At 62.5% G+C, this 19,254-nt stretch carries 20 protein-coding genes; 11 read left to right on the top strand and 9 right to left on the bottom strand.

What is annotated here, in order from left to right; translation table 11 throughout:
• Positions 1-59: 59 nt before the first annotated feature.
• From ACMGGN_RS01580 to ACMGGN_RS01535, 10 genes are all read left to right on the top strand, one after another.
• Entirely contained in the window at positions 60-1,034 is a 975-nt protein-coding gene (locus tag ACMGGN_RS01580) for a KpsF/GutQ family sugar-phosphate isomerase (RefSeq protein WP_046784444.1), read from the top strand.
• A 15-nt stretch (positions 1,035-1,049) separates the two neighbouring features.
• On the top strand, positions 1,050-1,574 hold the full coding sequence (locus ACMGGN_RS01575) for a KdsC family phosphatase (RefSeq protein ID WP_039604821.1): 525 nt from the start codon (positions 1,050-1,052) through the stop codon (positions 1,572-1,574).
• Positions 1,575-1,581: 7 nt separating this feature from the next.
• Positions 1,582-2,154 carry an LPS export ABC transporter periplasmic protein LptC gene (lptC, locus tag ACMGGN_RS01570; RefSeq protein ID WP_039604820.1) on the top strand — a complete coding sequence of 191 codons (573 nt, stop codon included), beginning with the start codon at positions 1,582-1,584 and terminating at the stop codon, positions 2,152-2,154.
• Positions 2,141-2,665 (top strand): lipopolysaccharide transport periplasmic protein LptA, encoded by a 525-nt coding sequence (gene lptA / locus ACMGGN_RS01565; RefSeq protein ID WP_012316073.1) that lies wholly within the window; start codon positions 2,141-2,143, stop codon positions 2,663-2,665. The genes lptC and lptA overlap by 14 nt, the downstream gene beginning before the upstream one ends.
• Entirely contained in the window at positions 2,666-3,391 is a 726-nt protein-coding gene (gene lptB / locus ACMGGN_RS01560; protein WP_046784445.1) for an LPS export ABC transporter ATP-binding protein, read from the top strand.
• Between the two features lie 174 nt (positions 3,392-3,565).
• Positions 3,566-5,059 carry an RNA polymerase factor sigma-54 gene (locus ACMGGN_RS01555; protein WP_039602457.1) on the top strand — a complete coding sequence of 498 codons (1,494 nt, stop codon included), beginning with the start codon at positions 3,566-3,568 and terminating at the stop codon, positions 5,057-5,059.
• Between the two features lie 79 nt (positions 5,060-5,138).
• Entirely contained in the window at positions 5,139-5,447 is a 309-nt protein-coding gene (gene hpf / locus ACMGGN_RS01550; RefSeq protein ID WP_012316076.1) for a ribosome hibernation-promoting factor, HPF/YfiA family, read from the top strand.
• An 11-nt stretch (positions 5,448-5,458) separates the two neighbouring features.
• On the top strand, positions 5,459-5,923 hold the full coding sequence (gene ptsN, locus ACMGGN_RS01545; RefSeq protein WP_039602459.1) for a PTS IIA-like nitrogen regulatory protein PtsN: 465 nt from the start codon (positions 5,459-5,461) through the stop codon (positions 5,921-5,923).
• A 2-nt stretch (positions 5,924-5,925) separates the two neighbouring features.
• Positions 5,926-6,780 carry an RNase adapter RapZ gene (gene rapZ, locus ACMGGN_RS01540; RefSeq protein WP_012316078.1) on the top strand — a complete coding sequence of 285 codons (855 nt, stop codon included), beginning with the start codon at positions 5,926-5,928 and terminating at the stop codon, positions 6,778-6,780.
• Positions 6,781-6,800: 20 nt separating this feature from the next.
• Entirely contained in the window at positions 6,801-7,073 is a 273-nt protein-coding gene (locus ACMGGN_RS01535) for an HPr family phosphocarrier protein (protein ID WP_046784446.1), read from the top strand.
• Between the two features lie 43 nt (positions 7,074-7,116).
• Here ACMGGN_RS01535 and ACMGGN_RS01530 read toward each other — a convergent pair whose 3' ends face one another.
• The 6 genes from ACMGGN_RS01530 to pmbA all read right to left on the bottom strand — a co-directional run bounded on the left by ACMGGN_RS01530 (position 7,117) and on the right by pmbA (position 12,367).
• The gene (locus tag ACMGGN_RS01530; protein WP_039602462.1) at positions 7,117-8,010 is read right to left on the bottom strand and encodes a ZIP family metal transporter; all 894 of its coding nucleotides are present in this window, start codon (positions 8,008-8,010) and stop codon (positions 7,117-7,119) included.
• 11 nt (positions 8,011-8,021) lie between these two features.
• Positions 8,022-8,633 carry a superoxide dismutase gene (locus ACMGGN_RS01525; protein WP_046784447.1) on the bottom strand — a complete coding sequence of 204 codons (612 nt, stop codon included), beginning with the start codon at positions 8,631-8,633 and terminating at the stop codon, positions 8,022-8,024.
• 1 nt (position 8,634) lies between these two features.
• Positions 8,635-9,096 (bottom strand): hypothetical protein, encoded by a 462-nt coding sequence (locus tag ACMGGN_RS01520; protein ID WP_115273945.1) that lies wholly within the window; start codon positions 9,094-9,096, stop codon positions 8,635-8,637.
• 27 nt (positions 9,097-9,123) lie between these two features.
• Entirely contained in the window at positions 9,124-10,500 is a 1,377-nt protein-coding gene (locus ACMGGN_RS01515) for a class II fumarate hydratase (protein WP_119687729.1), read from the bottom strand.
• Positions 10,493-10,894 (bottom strand): FagA protein, encoded by a 402-nt coding sequence (locus ACMGGN_RS01510; protein ID WP_080952054.1) that lies wholly within the window; start codon positions 10,892-10,894, stop codon positions 10,493-10,495. The genes ACMGGN_RS01515 and ACMGGN_RS01510 overlap by 8 nt, the downstream gene beginning before the upstream one ends.
• 126 nt (positions 10,895-11,020) lie before the next feature.
• Positions 11,021-12,367, bottom strand: a complete 1,347-nt coding sequence (gene pmbA / locus ACMGGN_RS01505) for a metalloprotease PmbA (RefSeq protein ID WP_046784450.1) — start codon at positions 12,365-12,367, stop codon at positions 11,021-11,023.
• A gap of 155 nt (positions 12,368-12,522) precedes the next feature.
• On the opposite strand from pmbA, the gene yjgA reads away from it, so the two are divergent.
• Positions 12,523-13,044 carry a ribosome biogenesis factor YjgA gene (yjgA, locus tag ACMGGN_RS01500; RefSeq protein ID WP_012316086.1) on the top strand — a complete coding sequence of 174 codons (522 nt, stop codon included), beginning with the start codon at positions 12,523-12,525 and terminating at the stop codon, positions 13,042-13,044.
• A gap of 41 nt (positions 13,045-13,085) precedes the next feature.
• Here yjgA and tldD read toward each other — a convergent pair whose 3' ends face one another.
• From tldD to ACMGGN_RS01485, 3 genes are read right to left on the bottom strand one after another with little or no spacing between them, the layout of a single operon-like run.
• Complete coding sequence (gene tldD, locus ACMGGN_RS01495) at positions 13,086-14,525, bottom strand: metalloprotease TldD (RefSeq protein WP_012316087.1); 1,440 nt, start codon at positions 14,523-14,525, stop codon at positions 13,086-13,088.
• A gap of 2 nt (positions 14,526-14,527) precedes the next feature.
• Positions 14,528-15,379: a carbon-nitrogen hydrolase family protein gene (locus tag ACMGGN_RS01490; protein ID WP_115273943.1), complete on the bottom strand. Its 852-nt coding sequence runs from the start codon at positions 15,377-15,379 to the stop codon at positions 14,528-14,530.
• Positions 15,380-15,393: 14 nt separating this feature from the next.
• Positions 15,394-19,203 carry a YhdP family protein gene (locus tag ACMGGN_RS01485; protein WP_414156404.1) on the bottom strand — a complete coding sequence of 1,270 codons (3,810 nt, stop codon included), beginning with the start codon at positions 19,201-19,203 and terminating at the stop codon, positions 15,394-15,396.
• Positions 19,204-19,254: the final 51 nt, after the last annotated feature.

Here is a 19,254-nt window from a genome sequence, read left to right as displayed (position 1 = left end):
GAGGCTTTCTTACATTGCGGCTATAATCGCCGCCTTTTCATCAGGCATTGCTTTTCGACATGAGCCAATCCAGTGAGCTGATCCAGTCCGCCCAGCGCACCCTGCGCCTGGAAATCGAGGCCGTACAAGGTTTGACGGCCAGCATCGATGCCAACTTCGTCAAGGCCTGCGAGCTGATCCTGGCGAGCAAGGGCCGCGTCGTGGTGGTCGGCATGGGCAAGTCTGGGCATATCGGCAACAAGATCGCCGCAACCCTGGCCAGCACCGGCACGCCGGCGTTTTTCGTGCATCCGGCTGAAGCCAGCCATGGCGACATGGGCATGATCACCCGTGGCGATATCATCCTGGCCCTGTCCAATTCCGGCAGCACCGCCGAAATCGTCACCTTGCTGCCGCTGATCAAGCGCCTTGGCATCGAGCTCATCAGCATGACCGGCAACCCCGACTCCCCGCTGGCCCAGGCCGCCGAGGTCAACCTCGATGCCCGTGTCGCCCATGAGGCTTGCCCACTGAACCTGGCGCCCACCTCATCGACCACGGCAGCACTGGTGCTGGGCGACGCCCTGGCCATTGCCCTGCTCGAAGCGCGCGGCTTTACCGCAGAAGACTTCGCCTTCTCGCACCCCGGTGGCGCACTGGGCCGCCGCCTGCTGCTCAAGGTCGAGAACGTCATGCACGCTGGCACCGAACTGCCCCAGGTACAACGTGGCACACTGCTCAAGGACGCCCTCCTTGAAATGTCCCGCAAAGGCCTGGGCATGACCGTGGTCGCCGAAGCGAACGGCACGCTGGCCGGGATCTTCACCGACGGCGACCTGCGCCGCAGCCTGGACCGCAACATCGACGTGCACACTACCCTGATCGACCAGGTCATGACCGTGCACGGCAAGACAGCCCGCGCCGAGATGCTCGCCGCCGAAGCACTGAAGATCATGGAAGACCACAAGATCAGCGCCCTGGTGGTGGTGGACAAGGACGACCGCCCGGTCGGTGCCCTGAACATGCACGACCTGCTGCGCGCAGGCGTGATGTAAATGAGAACGACGCAAATGACCCAGAACCTGATGCAGCGCGGCAAGGCCATCAAGCTTGCCGTGTTCGATGTGGACGGTGTGCTCACCGATGGCCGCCTTTACTTCCTCGAAGATGGCAGCGAATTCAAGACGTTCAACACCCTCGACGGCCAAGGCATCAAGATGCTGATGGCTTCGGGCGTGACCACGGCAATCATCAGCGGGCGCAAAACCCCGGTGGTCGAGCGTCGCGCAAAAAACCTCGGCATCCCGCATCTGTTTCAGGGCCGCGAGGACAAACTGGTGGTGCTCGACGGCCTGCTCGCCGAACTGGGCCTAAGCTATGAGCAGGTCGCCTATCTGGGCGACGACCTGCCCGACCTGCCGGTCATTCGCAAGGTCGGCCTGGGTATCGCCGTGGCCAATGCAGCGCCCTTCGTTCGCCAGCATGCCGACGGCGTGACCCAGGCACGCGGCGGCGAGGGCGCCGCTCGCGAATTCTGTGAGCTTATCATGCAGGCCCAGGGCACCCTGGACGCTGCCAACGCCAACTACCTGTAGGTTGCCCATGTTCAGCAAGAAAGCCCGCAATATTGCGCTGCTCGCGGTGATCGCCGCCCTGCTGGCGGCAATAGGCTACTGGAATGTCAGCCCCGAGAGCTTCCTCGACAAGCCGGTAGCGCAGGTCGACGAAAGCGCGATCGACTATTATGCGATCAACGCCCACAGCGTACAGTTCTTGCCCGATGGCAAGCTGCAGTATGAAATGACCGCCGACAAGGTCGAACACCTCAAGGCCACCGAGGTCACACTGGTGACCACGCCCGACCTGCATATGTACCGCGGCACCGAATACCCCTGGCACATACAGAGCGTGCGCGCCGAGGTCAACCCGGACGGCACCGAGGTCGAACTGATCGACAAGGTGCGCGTGGCCCGCACCGATGAGAAGCAGCGTGAGACCATCATTACCAGCTCACGCATGACCGTGTTCCCGCAGAAGCAATATGCGCAGACCGAGCAAGCCGTTAGAATCGACGGCGCCGGTGGCACAACTACGGGCAAAGGAATGAAAGCGTATTTGAAAGAAGGCAGGATGGACCTGCTCTCTAACGTAAGAGGACAGTATGAGGCTCGTTAAAACCCTCCCCCTTTTGCTCAGCCTGAGCGCAGCACTGGGAAGCGCGAGCGCCTTCGCCCTGCCGACCGACCGTGACCAGCCTATCCGCATCCAGGCCGACAACGCGCACCTGGACGACAAGCAAGGCGTAGCCACCTACACCGGTGACGTGATCATCACTCAGGGCTCGATGATGATCAAAGGCAATACCGTGACCATGACCCGCGCCGCCAACGGTGACATCGACGTGGTCACTTCGGTGGGCAACCTGGCCTATTTCGAGCAGCAGCAAAGCGCCGCCAAGCCTGACAAGATGAAAGGCTGGGCCGTGACCATCCAGTATCAGGCGCAAAAGGACACCGTGATTCTCACCGACCGCGCCAAGGTCGAAAACGAAGGCAACACCACCGAAGGCGAGAAGATCGTCTACAACACCAAGTCCCAGGTTGCGACCGCCGGTCGCGGCGGCAACGTGACCCAGCCACGTCAGCGCATCGACATGGTGATCCAGCCGAAGAAGAAGGCCGAGTAAATGGCAACCCTCAAAGCCCAGCACCTGGCCAAGAGCTACAAAGGGCGTCAAGTCGTGCGTGACGTCAGCCTGTCGATCGACAGCGGTCAGATCGTCGGCCTGCTAGGCCCCAACGGCGCAGGCAAGACGACCTGCTTCTACATGATCGTCGGCCTGGTCCAGGCCGACCAGGGGCGCGTGCTCATCGACAACCTCGATGTCAGCCATCAGCCCATGCACGGGCGCGCACGCGCCGGCATCGGCTACCTGCCGCAGGAAGCTTCGATCTTCCGCAAGCTGTCGGTGGCCGACAACATCATGGCCATCCTCGAGACCCGCAAGGAGCTCGACCGTGAGGGCCGCCGCAAGGAGCTGGAAAGCCTGCTGCAGGAGTTCCACATCAGCCACATCCGCGACAACCTCGGCATGAGCCTTTCCGGCGGCGAGCGTCGCCGTGTCGAGATCGCACGCGCCCTGGCAACCGCCCCCAAGTTCATCCTGCTGGACGAACCCTTCGCTGGCGTCGACCCCATTTCGGTCGGTGACATCAAGCAGATCATCCACCACCTCAAGGCCAAGGGCATCGGCGTACTGATCACCGACCACAACGTCCGCGAGACCCTGGATATCTGCGAAACCGCCTATATCGTCAATGACGGGCAACTGATCGCCGAGGGCGATGCGCAGACCATCCTGGCCAACGAACTGGTCAAGGAAGTTTACCTGGGTCACGAGTTCCGACTCTGATTCAGGGACGCGCCTGGAGCACTGGTTTTACAGCCTTGAATGGGCTTAAGTTGTTACAGTGCTCTAGGCAAACGCTACAATTTAAGGCATAAAACTTGCTTGAAATTGGCGCTCCGGCGCCCTCGTGTAGTGGATGGCGCATGCGCGCCGGCGAACAAGGTATTAGCCCCTGCCATGAAACCATCGCTCGTCCTAAAAATGGGCCAGCAACTGACGATGACCCCGCAGTTGCAACAGGCCATCCGCCTACTCCAGCTCTCTACCCTGGACCTTCAGCAGGAAATCCAGGAAGCGCTGGAGTCCAATCCGATGCTCGAACGTCAGGAAGACGGCGAAGACTTCGACAACAGCGACCCGATGGCGGATAACGCCGAGAGCAAGCCGGCCGCCGAAGTCCAGGACAACAGCTTTCAGGAAAGCACCGCCAGTGCCGAGACCCTGGAAGACGGTGAGTGGAACGAGCGCATCCCCAATGAGCTTCCGGTCGACACGGCCTGGGAAGACATCTACCAGACCAGCGCCAGCAGCCTGCCGAGCAACGATGACGACGAGTGGGACTTCACCACCCGCACATCAGCCGGCGAAAGCCTGCAAAGCCACCTGCTGTGGCAGCTGAACCTGGCACCGATGTCCGATACCGACCGCCTGATCGCAGTCACCCTTATCGACAGCATCAACGGCCAAGGTTATCTGGAAGACACGATCGAAGAGATCTGCGCCGGTTTCGATCCGGAGCTGGATATCGAACTGGACGAAGTCGAAGCGGTGCTGCACCGTATCCAGCAGTTCGAGCCTGCAGGCGTCGGCGCACGCAACCTGGGCGAGTGCCTGTTGCTGCAACTGCGCCAACTTCCGGCCAGCACACCATGGATGGCCGAGGCCAAGCGCCTGGTCACCGAGTTCATCGACCTGCTCGGCGGGCGCGACTACAGCCAGCTGATGCGCCGCATGAAGCTCAAGGAAGACGAGCTGCGCCAGGTCATCGAGCTGGTTCAGAGCCTCAACCCGCGCCCGGGATCGCAAATCGAGTCCAGTGAGCCGGAATACGTGGTGCCCGATGTCATCGTGCGCAAGGACAGCGATCGCTGGCTGGTCGAACTGAACCAGGAAGCGATCCCGCGTCTGCGGGTCAACCCGCAATATGCCGGCTTCGTCCGCCGGGCCGACACCAGCGCCGACAACACCTTCATGCGCAACCAGTTGCAGGAAGCACGCTGGTTCATCAAGAGCCTGCAAAGCCGCAATGAAACACTGATGAAAGTCGCCACACAGATCGTCGAGCATCAGCGCGGTTTCCTGGACCACGGCGACGAGGCAATGAAACCCCTGGTACTGCATGACATCGCCGAAGCCGTGGGCATGCACGAGTCGACCATCTCGCGGGTGACCACGCAGAAATTCATGCACACGCCACGCGGCATCTACGAACTGAAATACTTTTTCTCAAGCCACGTCAGCACCTCCGAGGGCGGAGAATGCTCGTCCACGGCAATCCGCGCGATCATCAAGAAACTGGTTGCGGCGGAAAATCAGAAAAAGCCATTGAGTGACAGCAAGATCGCTGGTTTACTGGAGGCACAAGGCATCCAGGTAGCCCGTCGCACCGTCGCCAAATACCGCGAGTCTCTCGGCATCGCACCGTCGAGCGAACGCAAGCGACTGATGTAGCCCCTCGGATCTGCCACAGCGTTTGTGGGGCAGGTGCAAGACCTGCCTCTTTATGCACGGGCAACAAAGGAGAAGCTGTATGCAAGTCAATATCAGTGGACAGCATGTAGAAGTCACCGAGCCGCTGCGCGATTACGTGCTTGAAAAGCTCGCCCGGGTGGAGAGTCACTTCGACAAGATCACCAACGTGCAGGTCATCATGAAAGTCGAGAAGCTGCAGCAGAAGGTCGAAGCGATCCTGCAGATTCCAGGCGGTGAAGTGGTTGCCAACGCCGAACACGAAGACATGTATGCAGCGATCGATGCCTTGGCCGACAAGCTCGACCGCCAACTGAAAAAACACAAGGAAAAACAGCAAAGCCTGCTGCAAGGTGCAGCCGCCCGCTGATCCCCTCATCCATGATCCGACTTGAAACCATCCTGACCCCCGGCCGTTCCCTGGTGAACGTGCCGGGTGGCAGTAAGAAGCGCGCCTTGGAAAAGGTCGCTAATCTGATTGCCGATCAAATACCCGAGCTGGAGATGCAAGACGTCTTCGAAAAGCTGATCGCTCGTGAAAAGCTCGGTTCCACAGGCTTCGGCAATGGCATCGCCATACCTCACTGCCGGCTCGAAGGCTGCACCTCTCCCGTCAGTGCCCTGCTGCACCTGGATGCTCCGATCGACTATGACGCCATCGATGGCGCGCCAGTCGACCTGCTGTTCATCCTTCTGGTGCCGGAGGCTGCCACCGACGCCCATCTGGAACTGCTGCGCCAGATCGCCAGCATGCTGGATCGCAAGGAAGTTCGCGAGCGCCTGCGTGCCGCCAACAGCAGCGAGGCCCTGTACCAGGTAGTCCTGGACGCACAGAACGAGCACTGAACATGCGCCTGATCATCGTCAGCGGCCGGTCCGGCTCCGGCAAGAGTACCGCCCTCGACGTGCTGGAAGACAACGGCTTTTACTGTATCGATAACCTGCCTGCCGGTTTACTGCCGCAGCTGGCGGAAAACGCGTTGATCCATACAGAGTTGCTGCAACCGAAAGTGGCAGTGTCCATTGATGCCCGCAACCTGCCCAGCCACCTGTCACGCTTCCCCGAACTGCTCGCCGAAGCGCGTGGCCGCCATATCCAGTGCGATGTGCTGTTTCTCGACGCCGACGAGGACACGCTGCTCAAGCGTTTCTCCGAAACGCGCCGGCGTCATCCGCTGACAAATGCAGATCGCTCACTGGCCGAAGCGATCCGCGTGGAAAGCGAACTGTTGGGGCCAATCTCCGACCTCGCCGACCTGAAGATCGACACTACCAGCCTCAACCTTTACCAACTGCGCGACTCGATCAAGTTGCGCCTACTCAATCAGCCTGAGCCCGGCACCGCATTCCTGGTCGAATCGTTCGGCTTCAAGCGTGGCATGCCGGTCGATGCAGACCTGGTTTTCGATGTACGCTGCCTGCCCAACCCGTACTGGAAGCCCGAACTGCGTGAGCATTCTGGCCTGGATCAGCCGGTTATCGATTACCTTGCCGCGCAGCCGGATGTCGAAGAGATGTTTACCGATATCTCGACCTACCTGCTCAAATGGCTGCCCCGCTTTGCCGCCAGCAACCGCGCCTACGTCACCATCGCCATTGGCTGCACAGGTGGCCACCACCGCTCGGTGTACATCACCGAGCGCCTCGGCCAGCTGCTGCAACAGTCCTTGAAAAACGTCCAGGTCCGCCACCGCGACCTCTAGCCCACAGGATCCGCACCACGATGCCCGCCCGCGAAATCACCATCATCAACAAGTTGGGCCTGCATGCCCGGGCGGCCGCCAAGTTCGTCGGCGTAGCCGGGCGCTTCCCCTGCCAGGTGCGGGTGGGCCGCGCACCCGACAAGCTGGTGGACGGCAAGAGCATCATGGCCGTGATGATGTTGGCGGCAGGCAAAGGCACCCAGGTGCACCTGCACACCGAGGGTGAGCAGGACAACGATGCGCTGGAAGCGCTGGTAGCGTTGATCAACAACTACTTCGACGAAGGCGAATAAGCCACCCCAAATCCAGGCTGGCCTCATCGCCGGCAATGCCAATTCAAGACATCGCCGTATCCATCACCATCATCAGGCAAAAACCCACGCACAGCCCGAGGCTGGCCAAACGGTGATGCCCATTGCTGCGCGACTCGGGGATGATTTCCTGGGTCACCACCAACAACATCGCCCCTGCCGCACAGGCCAGGCCCAGCGGTAGCAGCAATTCGGCGACATTCACCAGCCAGGCACAGATCACCGCTGCCAGTGGCTCCACCAACCCCGACGCGGCACCGATCAGAAACGCCTTGAACCGCGGCATCCCCGCCCCTGCCAGCACCAGCGCAATGACCAACCCTTCGGGTACATCCTGCAAGGCGATACCCATGGCCAGGCTGTCAGCGTCGGCCATGCCACCGCCCGCCGAAACACCGATAGCCATGCCTTCAGGAATGTTGTGGGCGATGATGGCGATCACGAACAGCCAGATTCGCGCCGCGATCACCGGCTGCCTCTCGTTGCCGACCAAGGCCTCGGGCGAAGCACCTGAGACTTTCAGATCGACCACGAACAGGCACATCGCACCGAACAGTAAACCGGCACTGATCAGGCCTCCCGCGCCCCAAGGGCTGAAACCTATGGACTGAGCGGCATCCAGCCCAGGGATGATCAGCGAGAAAGCGGTGGCCGCCAGCATCACACCGGCCCCGAAACCCAATAAGGTATCGGCCAGGGCCACCGGCATGTTGCGAATCACCAGCACCGGTACCGCGCCCAGCGCTGTTCCCAGCGCGCACAATGCGCCGCCCTCAAGGGCACGCAACATGCGTGGGTCCAGGTCCAGCCAGGCGATGCCCCGGGCCACCAGCAGGGCTGTGCCAACCAAGAGCAGCAAAGTACCCAGCGCCAGCCGGAACAGGCGCACACTACTGACCGACATCACCTCTGAGCGCATACCGGTCCGACTCACTGGCTGGCTTCGAGATAACGACGTTCCACTTCGGCCCAGTCAATTACGTTGTAGAAAGCCCCAATGTATTCCGGGCGACGGTTCTGGTACTTCAAGTAGTAGGCATGCTCCCACACATCCAGGCCGAGGATCGGTGTGTTGCCATGCATCAGTGGGCTGTCCTGGTTGCCGCTGCTTTCCACCACGAGTTTCTGCTCAGGGGTCACGCTGAGCCAGGCCCAGCCGCTGCCGAAGCGGGTCAGCGCAGCTTTGGTGAAAGCTTCCTTGAACGCCTCGAAACCACCCAGTTCAGCCTCGATGGCCTTGGCCACCAGGCCCTGTGGCTGGCCGCCGCCTGTGGGCGACATGACCTTCCAGAACAGCGAATGGTTGGCGTGACCACCCCCATGGTTGGTCACCGCGCCTCGCAGGTTCTCCGGCAACTGCTTGACCGCAGCAACCAGCTTTTCAACCGGCCATTCAGCCCACTCGGTACCTTCGACCGCGGCGTTGAGGCCGTTGACGTAGGTCTGGTGGTGCTTGGTGTGGTGGATTTCCATGGTCTGGGTATCGATGTTCGGTTCCAGCGCATCGTAGGCATAGGGCAATGCAGGCAAGGTATGAGGCATATCAATGGATTCCGTAAGCTTGGGTTGTGGGCGGCAGGTCCGGCTGGGCAGCCAGTTCACTGGCCAAGGGCGCCTGGCGATCGAGCAGACGCTCGGTGCGCGGATACTGGCCGTACTCGGCAATGAAGCTCAGCAATTGGGTGTAAGTGCGCCCGCTGTGGCGCAGCGCGGCATCACGCAGCGCCTGCGGCAAACGCGCTTGCTGGCTGGCCTGGAGCAGGCGCTGGTGAGCGGCGCACAGGTAGTCGACGCTCTCCTGCGGCTGGTTCAGGCGCAGGTGCAGGTCGGCCAGGTTGTGATGGGCGACGACGAACGCCGCCACCGCTTCGTCGACGTCATGCCAGCGCTCCAATAGCACCTGGGCCAGAGCCAGGGCTTGCAGGTAGAGTTCCCGGGCATCGACCAGCTCGCCCTGTTCGAACAGGCGATTGGCGGCCTCGGTGGTGCGTTTCCAGTGCTGCATGACACGTCTCCTGGGCGATGACGCGGGTCAGATGCCCCCAGCGGTGAGTTTTTCCGGGTCCAGCAGCGCCTCGAGCTGATCGCGCGACAGGTCGGTATGCTCCAGCGCCACGTCGATGATCGGCCGGCCCTGCTTGTAGGCGGTCTTGGCGATCTCGGCGGCCCTGAGATAGCCGATGATCGGGTTCAGCGCGGTGACCAGGATCGGGTTGCGCGCCAGGGCTTCCTTGAGCTTGTTCTCGTTGACCTTGAAGCTGGCGATGGCCTTGTCGGCCAGCAGGCGGCTGGCATTGGCCATCAGCTCGATACTCTCCAGCAGGTTGCGGGCAATCACCGGCAGCATCACGTTGAGCTCGAAGTTGCCCGACTGGCCGGCAACGGCGATGGTCGCGTCGTTGCCGATCACCTGGGCGGCAACCATGGCGGTGGCTTCCGGGATCACCGGGTTGACCTTGCCCGGCATGATCGAGGAGCCAGGCTGCAGGCCTTGCAGTTCGATTTCACCGAGGCCGGCGAGCGGGCCGGAGTTCATCCAGCGCAGGTCGTTGGCGATTTTCATGAGTGCCACGGCTGTGGTCTTGAGCTGGCCGGACAGCGCCACGGCGGTGTCCTGGGAGCCGATCAGGGCGAACAGGTTCGGTCCTTGGGTGAACTCGACCTGGGTGAGGCCGCTCAGCTGACGGGCAAAGCCTGCGGCGAACTGCGGGTGGGCGTTGATCCCGGTGCCCACGGCAGTGCCACCCTGGGCCAGGGCCTGCAGGCTCGGCAAGGTCGCTTCGATATGCGCCTTGGCGCCGTTGATCTGTGCTGCCCAGCCATCGAGCACCTGGCTCATGCGCACCGGCATGGCATCCATCAGGTGGGTACGGCCAGTCTTCACGTACTGATGCACCTGCACCGATTTGGCTTCGATCACCTGAGCCAGGTGAGCCAGGGCGGGCAGCAACTGCTCATGCAGCGCCAGTGCGGCACTGACGTGGATGGTGGTCGGGATGATGTCGTTGCTGCTCTGGCCACAGTTGACGTGGTCGTTGGCATTGACCGGCTCACCGAGCAGGCGGCTGGCCAAGGTGGCGATCACCTCGTTGGCATTCATGTTCGAGCTGGTGCCGGAGCCAGTCTGGTACACGTCCACCGGGAAGTGCTGGATGAAGTCCTCGGCAAGCAGCTGCTCGACCGCCTTGACGATGGCTTGGCCCTGGGCGGCGGAAATTTGCTCAAGCTCGATGTTGGCCTTGGCTGCCGCAGCCTTGGCCAGCAGCAGGGCACGAATGAACTGGGCCGGCATACGCTGACCGCTGATCGGGAAATTGTCGACCGCGCGCTGGGTCTGGGCGCCGTACAGGGCCTGGGCCGGCACTTGCAGTTCACCCATGCTGTCACGCTCGATACGGGTATCACTCATCATCAAATCCTTGCATCAGTTCATCGGGGGAAATGGACGGCAGCAACCGGCAATTGGCCAGTTGCAGAGCGTAGGGTTGCCAGCGCTGGTTCTGTTCGCGGCGGTCCAGGTTGCGCAGTTCAAGCAGAGGGCGCCAGGCCTGGTCCAGGCACTGGCAACGCCAATGCCATGGCAGCATGCGATCGCAAGCGGTATCCAGCAGCAGGCGGAAGGAAGTCAGAGCCACCGTCCATGGCGAGGTATCCGTGCAGCACACCAGGTAGCGGCCTTCGGCAAGGTAGTGCTCGATCAGGCGCGGCTCGTCGGGTTCGAGCGCGCAGCGGATGCGCCGGCTGAGCCAGCGCCAGTTTTCCAGGTAGGGCAGTTCGCGCAGGACAGGTTTCATGAACATCATCACCGAAGCTTTGGGTAATGATATTCATTATTAAATGATAAACGTAATCACTTCAAGCGCGGATTGAGCAAATAAAAACCCGGCACAGTGGCCGGGTTTTTAGGTTTTGCTTAACGCTCAAGCAACTCAGCTACCTGCAACGGTCATCCGCTCGATCAACACCGAGCCCGTGTGAATATTGCTGCGGGTTTCAAGATCGCTGCCAATCGCGACAATCTGCTGGAACATGTCCTTCATGTTGCCGGCAATCGTCACTTCCTGCACCGCATGCTGGATCTCGCCATTCTCAACCCAGAAACCTGCGGCACCCCGTGAGTAGTCGCCCGTGACCATGTTCAGGCCATGGCCCATCAGCTCAGTCACCAGCAAACCGCGCCCCATGCGCCGGATGAGTGCTGCCTGATCTTCGATGCCATGGGTGACATACAGGTTATGCACGCCACCGGAGTTGGCCGTGCTTGGCAAGCCGAGCTTGCGGCCGGAATAGGTGCCCAGCAGGTAAGACACCAGCTCCCCTTTATCGACAAACGGCTTGGCATAAGTCGCCAGGCCATCACCGTCGAATGCCGCGCTGCCAAGGGCACGCGGAATATGCGGGCGCTCGTCCAGCGTCAGCCAGCTGGGGAACAGACGCTGGCCAATGGCACCATCGAGGAACGACGACTTGCGGTACAGGTTGCCACCAGAAATGGCCGACAGGAAGCTGCCGAACAGACCACCCGCCAGCTCGGCGGAGAACAGCACCGGCACTTCGCATGTCTTGACCGGACGCGCACCGAGTCGGCTGGCTGCTCGCTGTGCCGCGCGCTGGCCAATGCTGCGCGGGTCGGCCAACAGGTGGCCCTGGCGGTTGACGTCATACCAGTAATCACGCTGCATCTGGCCTTCACCTTCAGCGATCATCACGCAGCTCAGGCTGTGCCGGGTCGATGCGTAGCCACCGATGAAGCCATGGCTGTTGCCATATACACGGCAGCCCTGGTGGGTATTGAGGGTGGTGCCATCGGCGTTGAGAATGCGCGGGTCAGCGTCAAACGCCGCAGCCTCGCAGGCCAGCGCCATCTCGATGGCTTTCTCGGGCTCCAGATCCCAGTCATGGTAAAGGTCCAGGTCAGGGATCTCGCGCGCCATCAGTGCCGCATCAGCCAGCCCCGAGCACTCGTCTTCGGAGGTGTGCCTGGCAATGGCCAGGGCGGCGGCAACGGTTTCGCGAATAGCCTCCGGCCCACTGGCCGAGGTGCTGGCCGAGCCCTTGCGCTGGCCGACATAGAGGGTGATGCCAAAGCCTTGGTCGCGGTTGAACTCTACCGTCTCAACCTCACGCTGGCGCACCGTGGTGGACAAGCCCTGCTCCAGCGATACTGCCACTTCGCAGGCGCTGGCACCCTGCCGGCTCGCCTCGGCGATGATCGCTTCGACCTGCTCCTGCAATGCTGGCAGGTCCTTGGGGCCTACGCTCTGGACTGCACTCATGGTTTTCTCCACTCAAATTCTGCGTTCGGCGAGGGTCATTCTACGACCGGGCCGGACAAGCGGCCCCCGGGTGGTTATCATGGCGGCAATTTCTATGCCTTGTACGAAAAGTGCCTGCGCGGCGACTTTTCATAAAACTTAAACGGACTGCCACCATGGTTGATTCATACGACGACGCCTTCGACGGCGAAAAAAGCAAAACCCAGATCAAGCGCGAGTTGCATGCGCTGGTCGAACTCGGCGAACGCCTGACCACGGTCAAGGCCGATACCCTGGCGCGCCTGCCGTTGACCGACGAGCTGCGCAAAGCCTTGGCCGAAGCCTGCAAGCACACCGCCCATGGCGCACGCAAACGGCATATGTCGTTCGTCGGCAAACTGATGCGCGACCAGGACCTGGACGCCATCCACGCGGTGCTCGAGCAGATCGACAGCTCCAGCCGCCAGTACAACGAACGCTTCCACAACCTGGAGCGCTGGCGGGACCGCCTGATCGACGGTAACGACGAGGACCTTGAACGCTTCGTCAACGAATACCCCGACACCGACCGTCAGCAACTGCGTTCGCTGATCCGTCACGCTCAGCACGAAAAGGCGCGGAACAAGCCGCCTGCCGCTGCGCGCAAGGTCTTCAAGTACATCCGCGACCTCGACGAACTTCAGCGCGGCCTGCGCTGAGCCCCGCCACCTGGGGCTGCCCTGCAGCCCCGGGGCATGCATCACGCGCCGGTACCACCGACGGTGATCGCGTCCAGCTTCAAGGTCGGCTGGCCAACCCCTACCGGCACCGATTGCCCATCCTTGCCGCACGTGCCCACACCGCTGTCCAACGCAAGATCGTTACCCACCATCGACACTCGGCTCATGGCCTCGGGCCCGTTGCCGATCAGCGTCGCGCCCTTGACCGGCGCGGTGATTTTCCCGTCTTCGATCAGATAGGCTTCGCTGGTGGAGAACACGAACTTGCCGCTGGTGATGTCCACCTGGCCACCGCCAAGATTGGCGCAGTAGATGCCTTTCTTCACCGAGGCGATGATTTCCTGCGGGTCGCTTTCGCCGGCACGCATGTAGGTGTTGGTCATGCGTGGCATCGGCAGGTGGGCATAGGATTCCCGGCGGCCGTTACCGGTCACGGCCATCCCCATCAGGCGTGCATTGAGTTTGTCCTGCATGTAGCCCTTGAGCACGCCGTTCTCGATCAGCGTGGTGCATTCGGTCGGCGTACCTTCGTCGTCGACACTCAGCGAGCCTCGGCGGCCCTCGAGGGTGCCGTCGTCCACGATAGTGCACAGGCTCGAAGCCACCTTCTCGCCGATCCGGCCACTGAACGCCGAACTGCCCTTACGGTTGAAGTCGCCTTCCAGGCCGTGACCGACCGCTTCATGCAACAGCACACCCGACCAACCAGAACCCAGCACCACCGGCAAGGTACCAGCTGGCGCAGGAATGGCCTCCAGGTTCACCAAGGCCTGGCGCAGCGCCTCACGGGCATAACCCATGACCCGTTCCTCGGTGAAGAAGCGGTAGTCGGTACGCCCGCCGCCGCCCTGCCCGCCCCGTTCGCGCCGACCATTTTGCTCGACGATGACACTGACGTTGAAGCGCACCAGCGGCCGCACGTCAGCGGCCAGGCTGCCGTCGGCCGCAGCAATCAGAATGCGCTCCCAAACCCCGGCCATGCTCACGCTGACCTGCTGGATACGCGGGTCGAGCGCCCGCGTGGCGGCATCGACACGTTTGAGCAGCTCGACCTTTTCAGCACGGCTGAGCACGTCCAGCGGGTTGTCCGGGGCATACAGGGCCGTCACGTCCTGGCTGCGGAACGCCTGGACAGTGCCATTCTGGCCGGCGCGGGAAATCGAACGCGCCGCACGGGCTGCCGAAGTCAGAGCCTCGAGGTTGATCGCGTTGCTGTAGGCGAAACCGGTTTTCTCACCCGACTGGGCACGCACGCCCACGCCCTGGTCAAGGTTGAAGCTGCCCTCTTTGACAATGCCGTCCTCCAGCGCCCAGGTTTCCGAGATCTGGCCCTGGAAGTACAGGTCGGCGGCGTCGATGCCCGGCCCGGCCAACTCGCCCAGTACAGCCTGCAGGCTGTCCAGGGTCAGTCCGCCTGGGGCCAGGAGCTGCTCGCTGACGGTGGATAACATCTGGCTCATAGTCACTCCGAGGTGTGCGCAGGCCGCAAGGCGTCCTGCGAAAAAAAGCGCCGGTGCGAGGCAACCGGCATGCGCGCCCGAATGGACGCTTGTTCATCACTGTCGCGCTCGGCGAGCAATACCGCTTCGCCCTGCGCCTGTTCGGCGACGATCCGCCCCCAGGGGTCGACGATCGCCGCGTGCCCATAGGTCTCCCGCGGGCCTGGATGGGTACCGCCCTGTGCTGCGGCCAGCACATAGCACTGTGTTTCGATCGCCCGGGCACGAATCAGCACTTCCCAGTGCGCCGCGCCTGTGACCGCAGTAAATGCCGCAGGTGCCGTAATCAGTTGCGCGCCGGCACTGCGCAGCGCGCTGTACAGTTCCGGGAAACGCAGGTCGTAGCAGACGCTCAAGCCAAGGCGCCCTGCCGGCGTGTCGGCCACCACCACTTGCGCGCCATGGGCATAGTCGTCGGATTCACGGTAACGGCCGCGGTTATCGGCCACGTCCACATCGAACAGGTGCAGCTTGTCGTAGCGCGCCACCACCTCGCCGTGCTCGTCGATCAAAAGCGAGCAGGCATGCGCCTTGGCATCAGGCTGATCGGCAGGTGGCAGCGGCAAGGTGCCGGCAACAATCCATAATCTGAGGTCGCGGGCCGTGCGTTTCAACCAGGGCAGTATCGGCCCCTCACCCAGCGCCTCGGCCCGGCCGAGCGCAGCGGCGTCCTTGCGCCCCATGGCGGCGAAATTTTCTGGCAGCACCGCCAGCCTCGCGCCGCCGAATGCCGCCTGTTCCAGCAAGGTACCCGCACGCTGCAAGTTGGCCAGCACATCGTCCTGGCTGACCATCTGGATGACCGCTACCTTCATGGGCACTCCTGGCACTACTTGTTGAACGGTTTCACAAAGGTGATTCTAGGCTCTTTCCACGGCCCTTCGATGCGATAGTGCACGCTGGCGAAGCGCGATACCCGGTCACCGATCAGCCTATCGACCAGAAACAGCGCCCCACCGACCGCCGGTGCGCCGACGATCAGCGCGGCCAGCGGCAGGTTGTTGGTCACTGGCAGGGAGACCTGCAGGTTGGCGTCGACCCGGTCGCGAACGAGGTCCAGCGTACCGTCGAGCTCGAAGTTGCTCGAAGGCCCGGTCACGCTGATCGGCTCGCGGGTCACGTAGACGCCGTCACTGGCTACCAGCAAGCCTTTTACCCGGTCATAGGCCAGGCCCTTGTCGAACAGGTCGGAGAAGTCCAGGCGCAGACGCCGGCCGATGGAGTTGAAGTTGAGCAGGCCGAACACCCGCAAGGCTTGCGCGCCGCCCTCCACTTCGACGAACTGCCCTGTGCGCAACGCCGCATCCATGCTGCCCGAGAAACGGTTTAGGCCGACCCAGGCTGGCGAACCGGGCCAACGGCCATCCACATCCAGACGGAAGTCACGACTGGTCACGGTAGGCGCGAAGCCCCAGGCCTTGAGCACGTCGGCCAGGTTCTTGCCATCCAGGCGGCCCTTGTACCAACTGCTGGTGGCGCCGCTGTCACCTTCCCAGCCGCCCCGGCCGTCGATGTGCAGGCCTTTGAAGACGAGGTCGATATCCTGAGCTGCCACCCCTCGAGCGGTCGGGCGCAGTTTCAGCGCCAGGTTGCCGTACAGGTCGTCGCCGCGGTACAGCTTGTCGATGGTCAGGTCCAGTGCCGGTACCTTGCGTGGGTCGAACGAGGCCAGCGGGTCAGGGCCTTCCTCGGCCTGTGCCTGCGCCGGGTCCGCTGGTGGCAGGCGCAAGGTCTGCAGGCGCACGGTCATCGGTGCGCCCTTGGCATCGGGTAAACGTGCATTGCCGATGACTTCCTTGCTGTCCAGGCGCAGATCCCACGCTGGGCCTCCCCGGGCCAGACGCACGACCGCCTGGTTCAGGTCCATGCCAAGGGCCTTCAACTGGCCGATGCTCAGGTCTACGCTCTGCAGAGTCTGCCGGGCACTTGCGCCAGGGTCGTCGCCACTCATCTGCGTCATCTGCGCCTGCCAGGGCGCCAGGTCCAGGCTCTCGAGGCGCCCCCGTACACGCAGGCCCTGCCCAGCTGGCACCTGCGCCTGCCCTGCCCCCAGCAGCAGTTCGCCGCGACCTTGCGCCAGGTTTTGGCTGGGCGCGGCATAGGCAAAGCGGGCAAGGTCGGCGTAGGCAGCATCCAGACGCCGCTCAGGCCCCTGCAGGCTCATGCTGAATCGGCTCTCACGGGTATCTGCTGCGGCCTTGCCGAACGGCGCAGGCAAATCGATTGCAAGGCCTTTGAGCGACGAATTCACGCTCAGACTGTTGTCGCGGCTGCCAAGGTTGAGTTGCAATTGATAGGGCAGGTCACCGGACGCCGGCAAGGGCTGCTTGAACTGCAGCCAGTCGGTCAAGGCCCGGAGCGCCACGTGGCCATTCGCGCTGATACGCGTCTGCATCTGCCCAGGCTGGCCCCCGGCGGTTATCTGCGCGGTCACCGGCTTGCCAAATGCCTGCAGGGCGATGTTCTTCCCGCTCAGCCCCTTGTCGAGATCGAAACTGAAATCGCCCTTGAGTCGGCTCAGCTCCAGGCTTGGCGGCGCAACCTTGAGGCGTGCATCGGAGGTGGCAAAGTCGACCTGTACCTTCGGGCGTTGTCCTCGGGCCAGGGGGATGTCGAGCTTGAGCTTGCCCTTGAGCGGCCCCTCGCCCTCCCATCCTGCGAAAATTTCGCCCGTGCCGATAGGCGCTTCCTTGAGAATCCTCAGACCATCGCCGAGGCTGCCGTCGAAATTGCCATCAAGGTACAGGCGGCTTTGCTCGGCACCCTCCACATGGGGAATGTTGACACTGACGTCACTTACCTGGGTGTCCAGCAACAGGCCTTTATGGGCCTTGATGCGCACGCCACTGTCCTCGATCAGCACATCGCCATCGACGTTTTGCACCTGTGGCCAGCCAGGCTGGAAGTTCAGGGCGGCGTCGTGCACCTTGAAGAACAGGCTGATGCTGCGCGATTCGGGGCTGGCACCGTGGTTCAGCGAACCTTGGTACTGGAAGTAGCCTTCATCGACGTTGCCCTTGACGATGGCACTGCGCAGCCACTCATCGAGCGCCGGGCTGAGCACTTCAGGCAGGTATTTGGCGGTGTAGCGCCCATCGCCCTCGGTCAGGCCTACGCGCAGGTCCATATAGCTCTCGCTGCCTTCATTGAACAGCAGGCGAATCAGGAAATCCCCGGCGATCTTGCCCTCTTCGCCCAGCACTTTCAGGTAGGGGGCAGCCAAGGTAAAACCCTCTTTGTCGAGGGTATAGGTCAAACGGGCGTTGGCTTTCTGATAATGCCAAGGTTTGGCGAAGATCGGATACAGATGCAACATGAAAGCGTCGGTATCCAGGCGCAGCTCGCCATGGCCCAGGTCTCCGCTGATGCTGCCGCTGACATTGCCGGCAGCGGGTGCGCCGTGGTAGGCGTCAAAACCCACTTTTTCCAGATTGGCAGCGAACTGCAGCCGTTGATCACCCTCGGCCTTGGGCCGCAAGTCGAGGCGCAAGTTGCGCACGGCACCGGTCACATTCAGCGCATCGACCGCAGTCATGAATTTTTCAGGCAGTGGCGCCAGTGCATCTATCAAAGGCGTCAGCGGCGCAAGGTCAAGGCGGTCGGCCTGTACCTGCCAGCTTTCCCCACCGGGTTGCTCACCTGCGCGCTGACGCACCTGCAGCTTCGACTCCCAGCGAGCCTTGCCGATGTTGGCAGCCAGTGAATCGACAACCACATCGAACCCTTGCTCGCGACGCTGGAACCAGGCCGAGACCGCCAGGTTATCCAGTGTCACCGCCTGGCGCTGGGCATAGGCGCCGCGCAACTGAGGGGCATTGAGGCGGACCACCGCCTGCTGCAACCGGCCCTCGCCCCAGTCAACCCAGAATTCACCACCGGCGCGCAGGGCTTGGGCCTGCCACTGGCCGAGCAGGCGTGGCGGCAGCCAACGCGCCCAGTCGCTCTGCGGCAGGCTCAGGTAAGCCTCTGCCTTACCATCGCGCCAGGCCTGGGGCGTTACCCGGCTGCGCAGGTTCAGTGCCAACGGCTGGCCGTCAGGCAGGGTCGCACGCAGGTCCAGCGCCTGACGTGAAGCGCCGGCCTGCAGGCCAAGGCTGACATAGGTAAGAGTCAACGGGTCACGCTGCCAAGGCTGCAGGGTAACCTGGCTGTCGAATACGTCGATACGGCCCAACTGTTGCAAACGCTGCAGCACCTCGGCCGGGTCCAGCGGCGCGTCGTCCTTTTTCGGTAAGCCTTCAAGCGCCCAACCGCCCTGCTCGTTCTCACGCAGGATCAGTTGCAGGCCCGCCAACTGGATATGCGCCAGGCGTACTTCGCGTGCAGTGAGGCTGGCCCAGAGGTCCGGCACCAGCTTGACGTCATCCAGGCGCAACGCCGAAGCGCCCTCGCCCAACTGCAGGTCACGTACCCGCAGCACCGGCGCCAGGCCACTCCAGCGCCCTTCAAGCGCCCCCACATGCACCGGCAGGCCCAACGCCTGCTCGGCCTTGCTTTCAAGGTCGGCGCGGTATTCGGCCACCAGTGGCACCAGCTCCCGGCCGAGGCTGACATAGAGCGCCACCAACACAGCCAGCAGGGCGCAGATGCCCAGCCCCCAACGGGTCAAGGCGACAAGAACGCGGGTCAGACGTCCCATGGCCAAGGCCCTCCAGGTCGTTTATCCATGATGGCTCGAAGCAGCGGTTTT

The sequence above is a fragment of the Pseudomonas sp. BNK-30 genome (assembly GCF_047456185.1).
GTDB lineage: Bacteria > Pseudomonadota > Gammaproteobacteria > Pseudomonadales > Pseudomonadaceae > Aquipseudomonas > Aquipseudomonas putida_E.
This window is presented reverse-complemented; position numbering and strand designations above follow the sequence as displayed.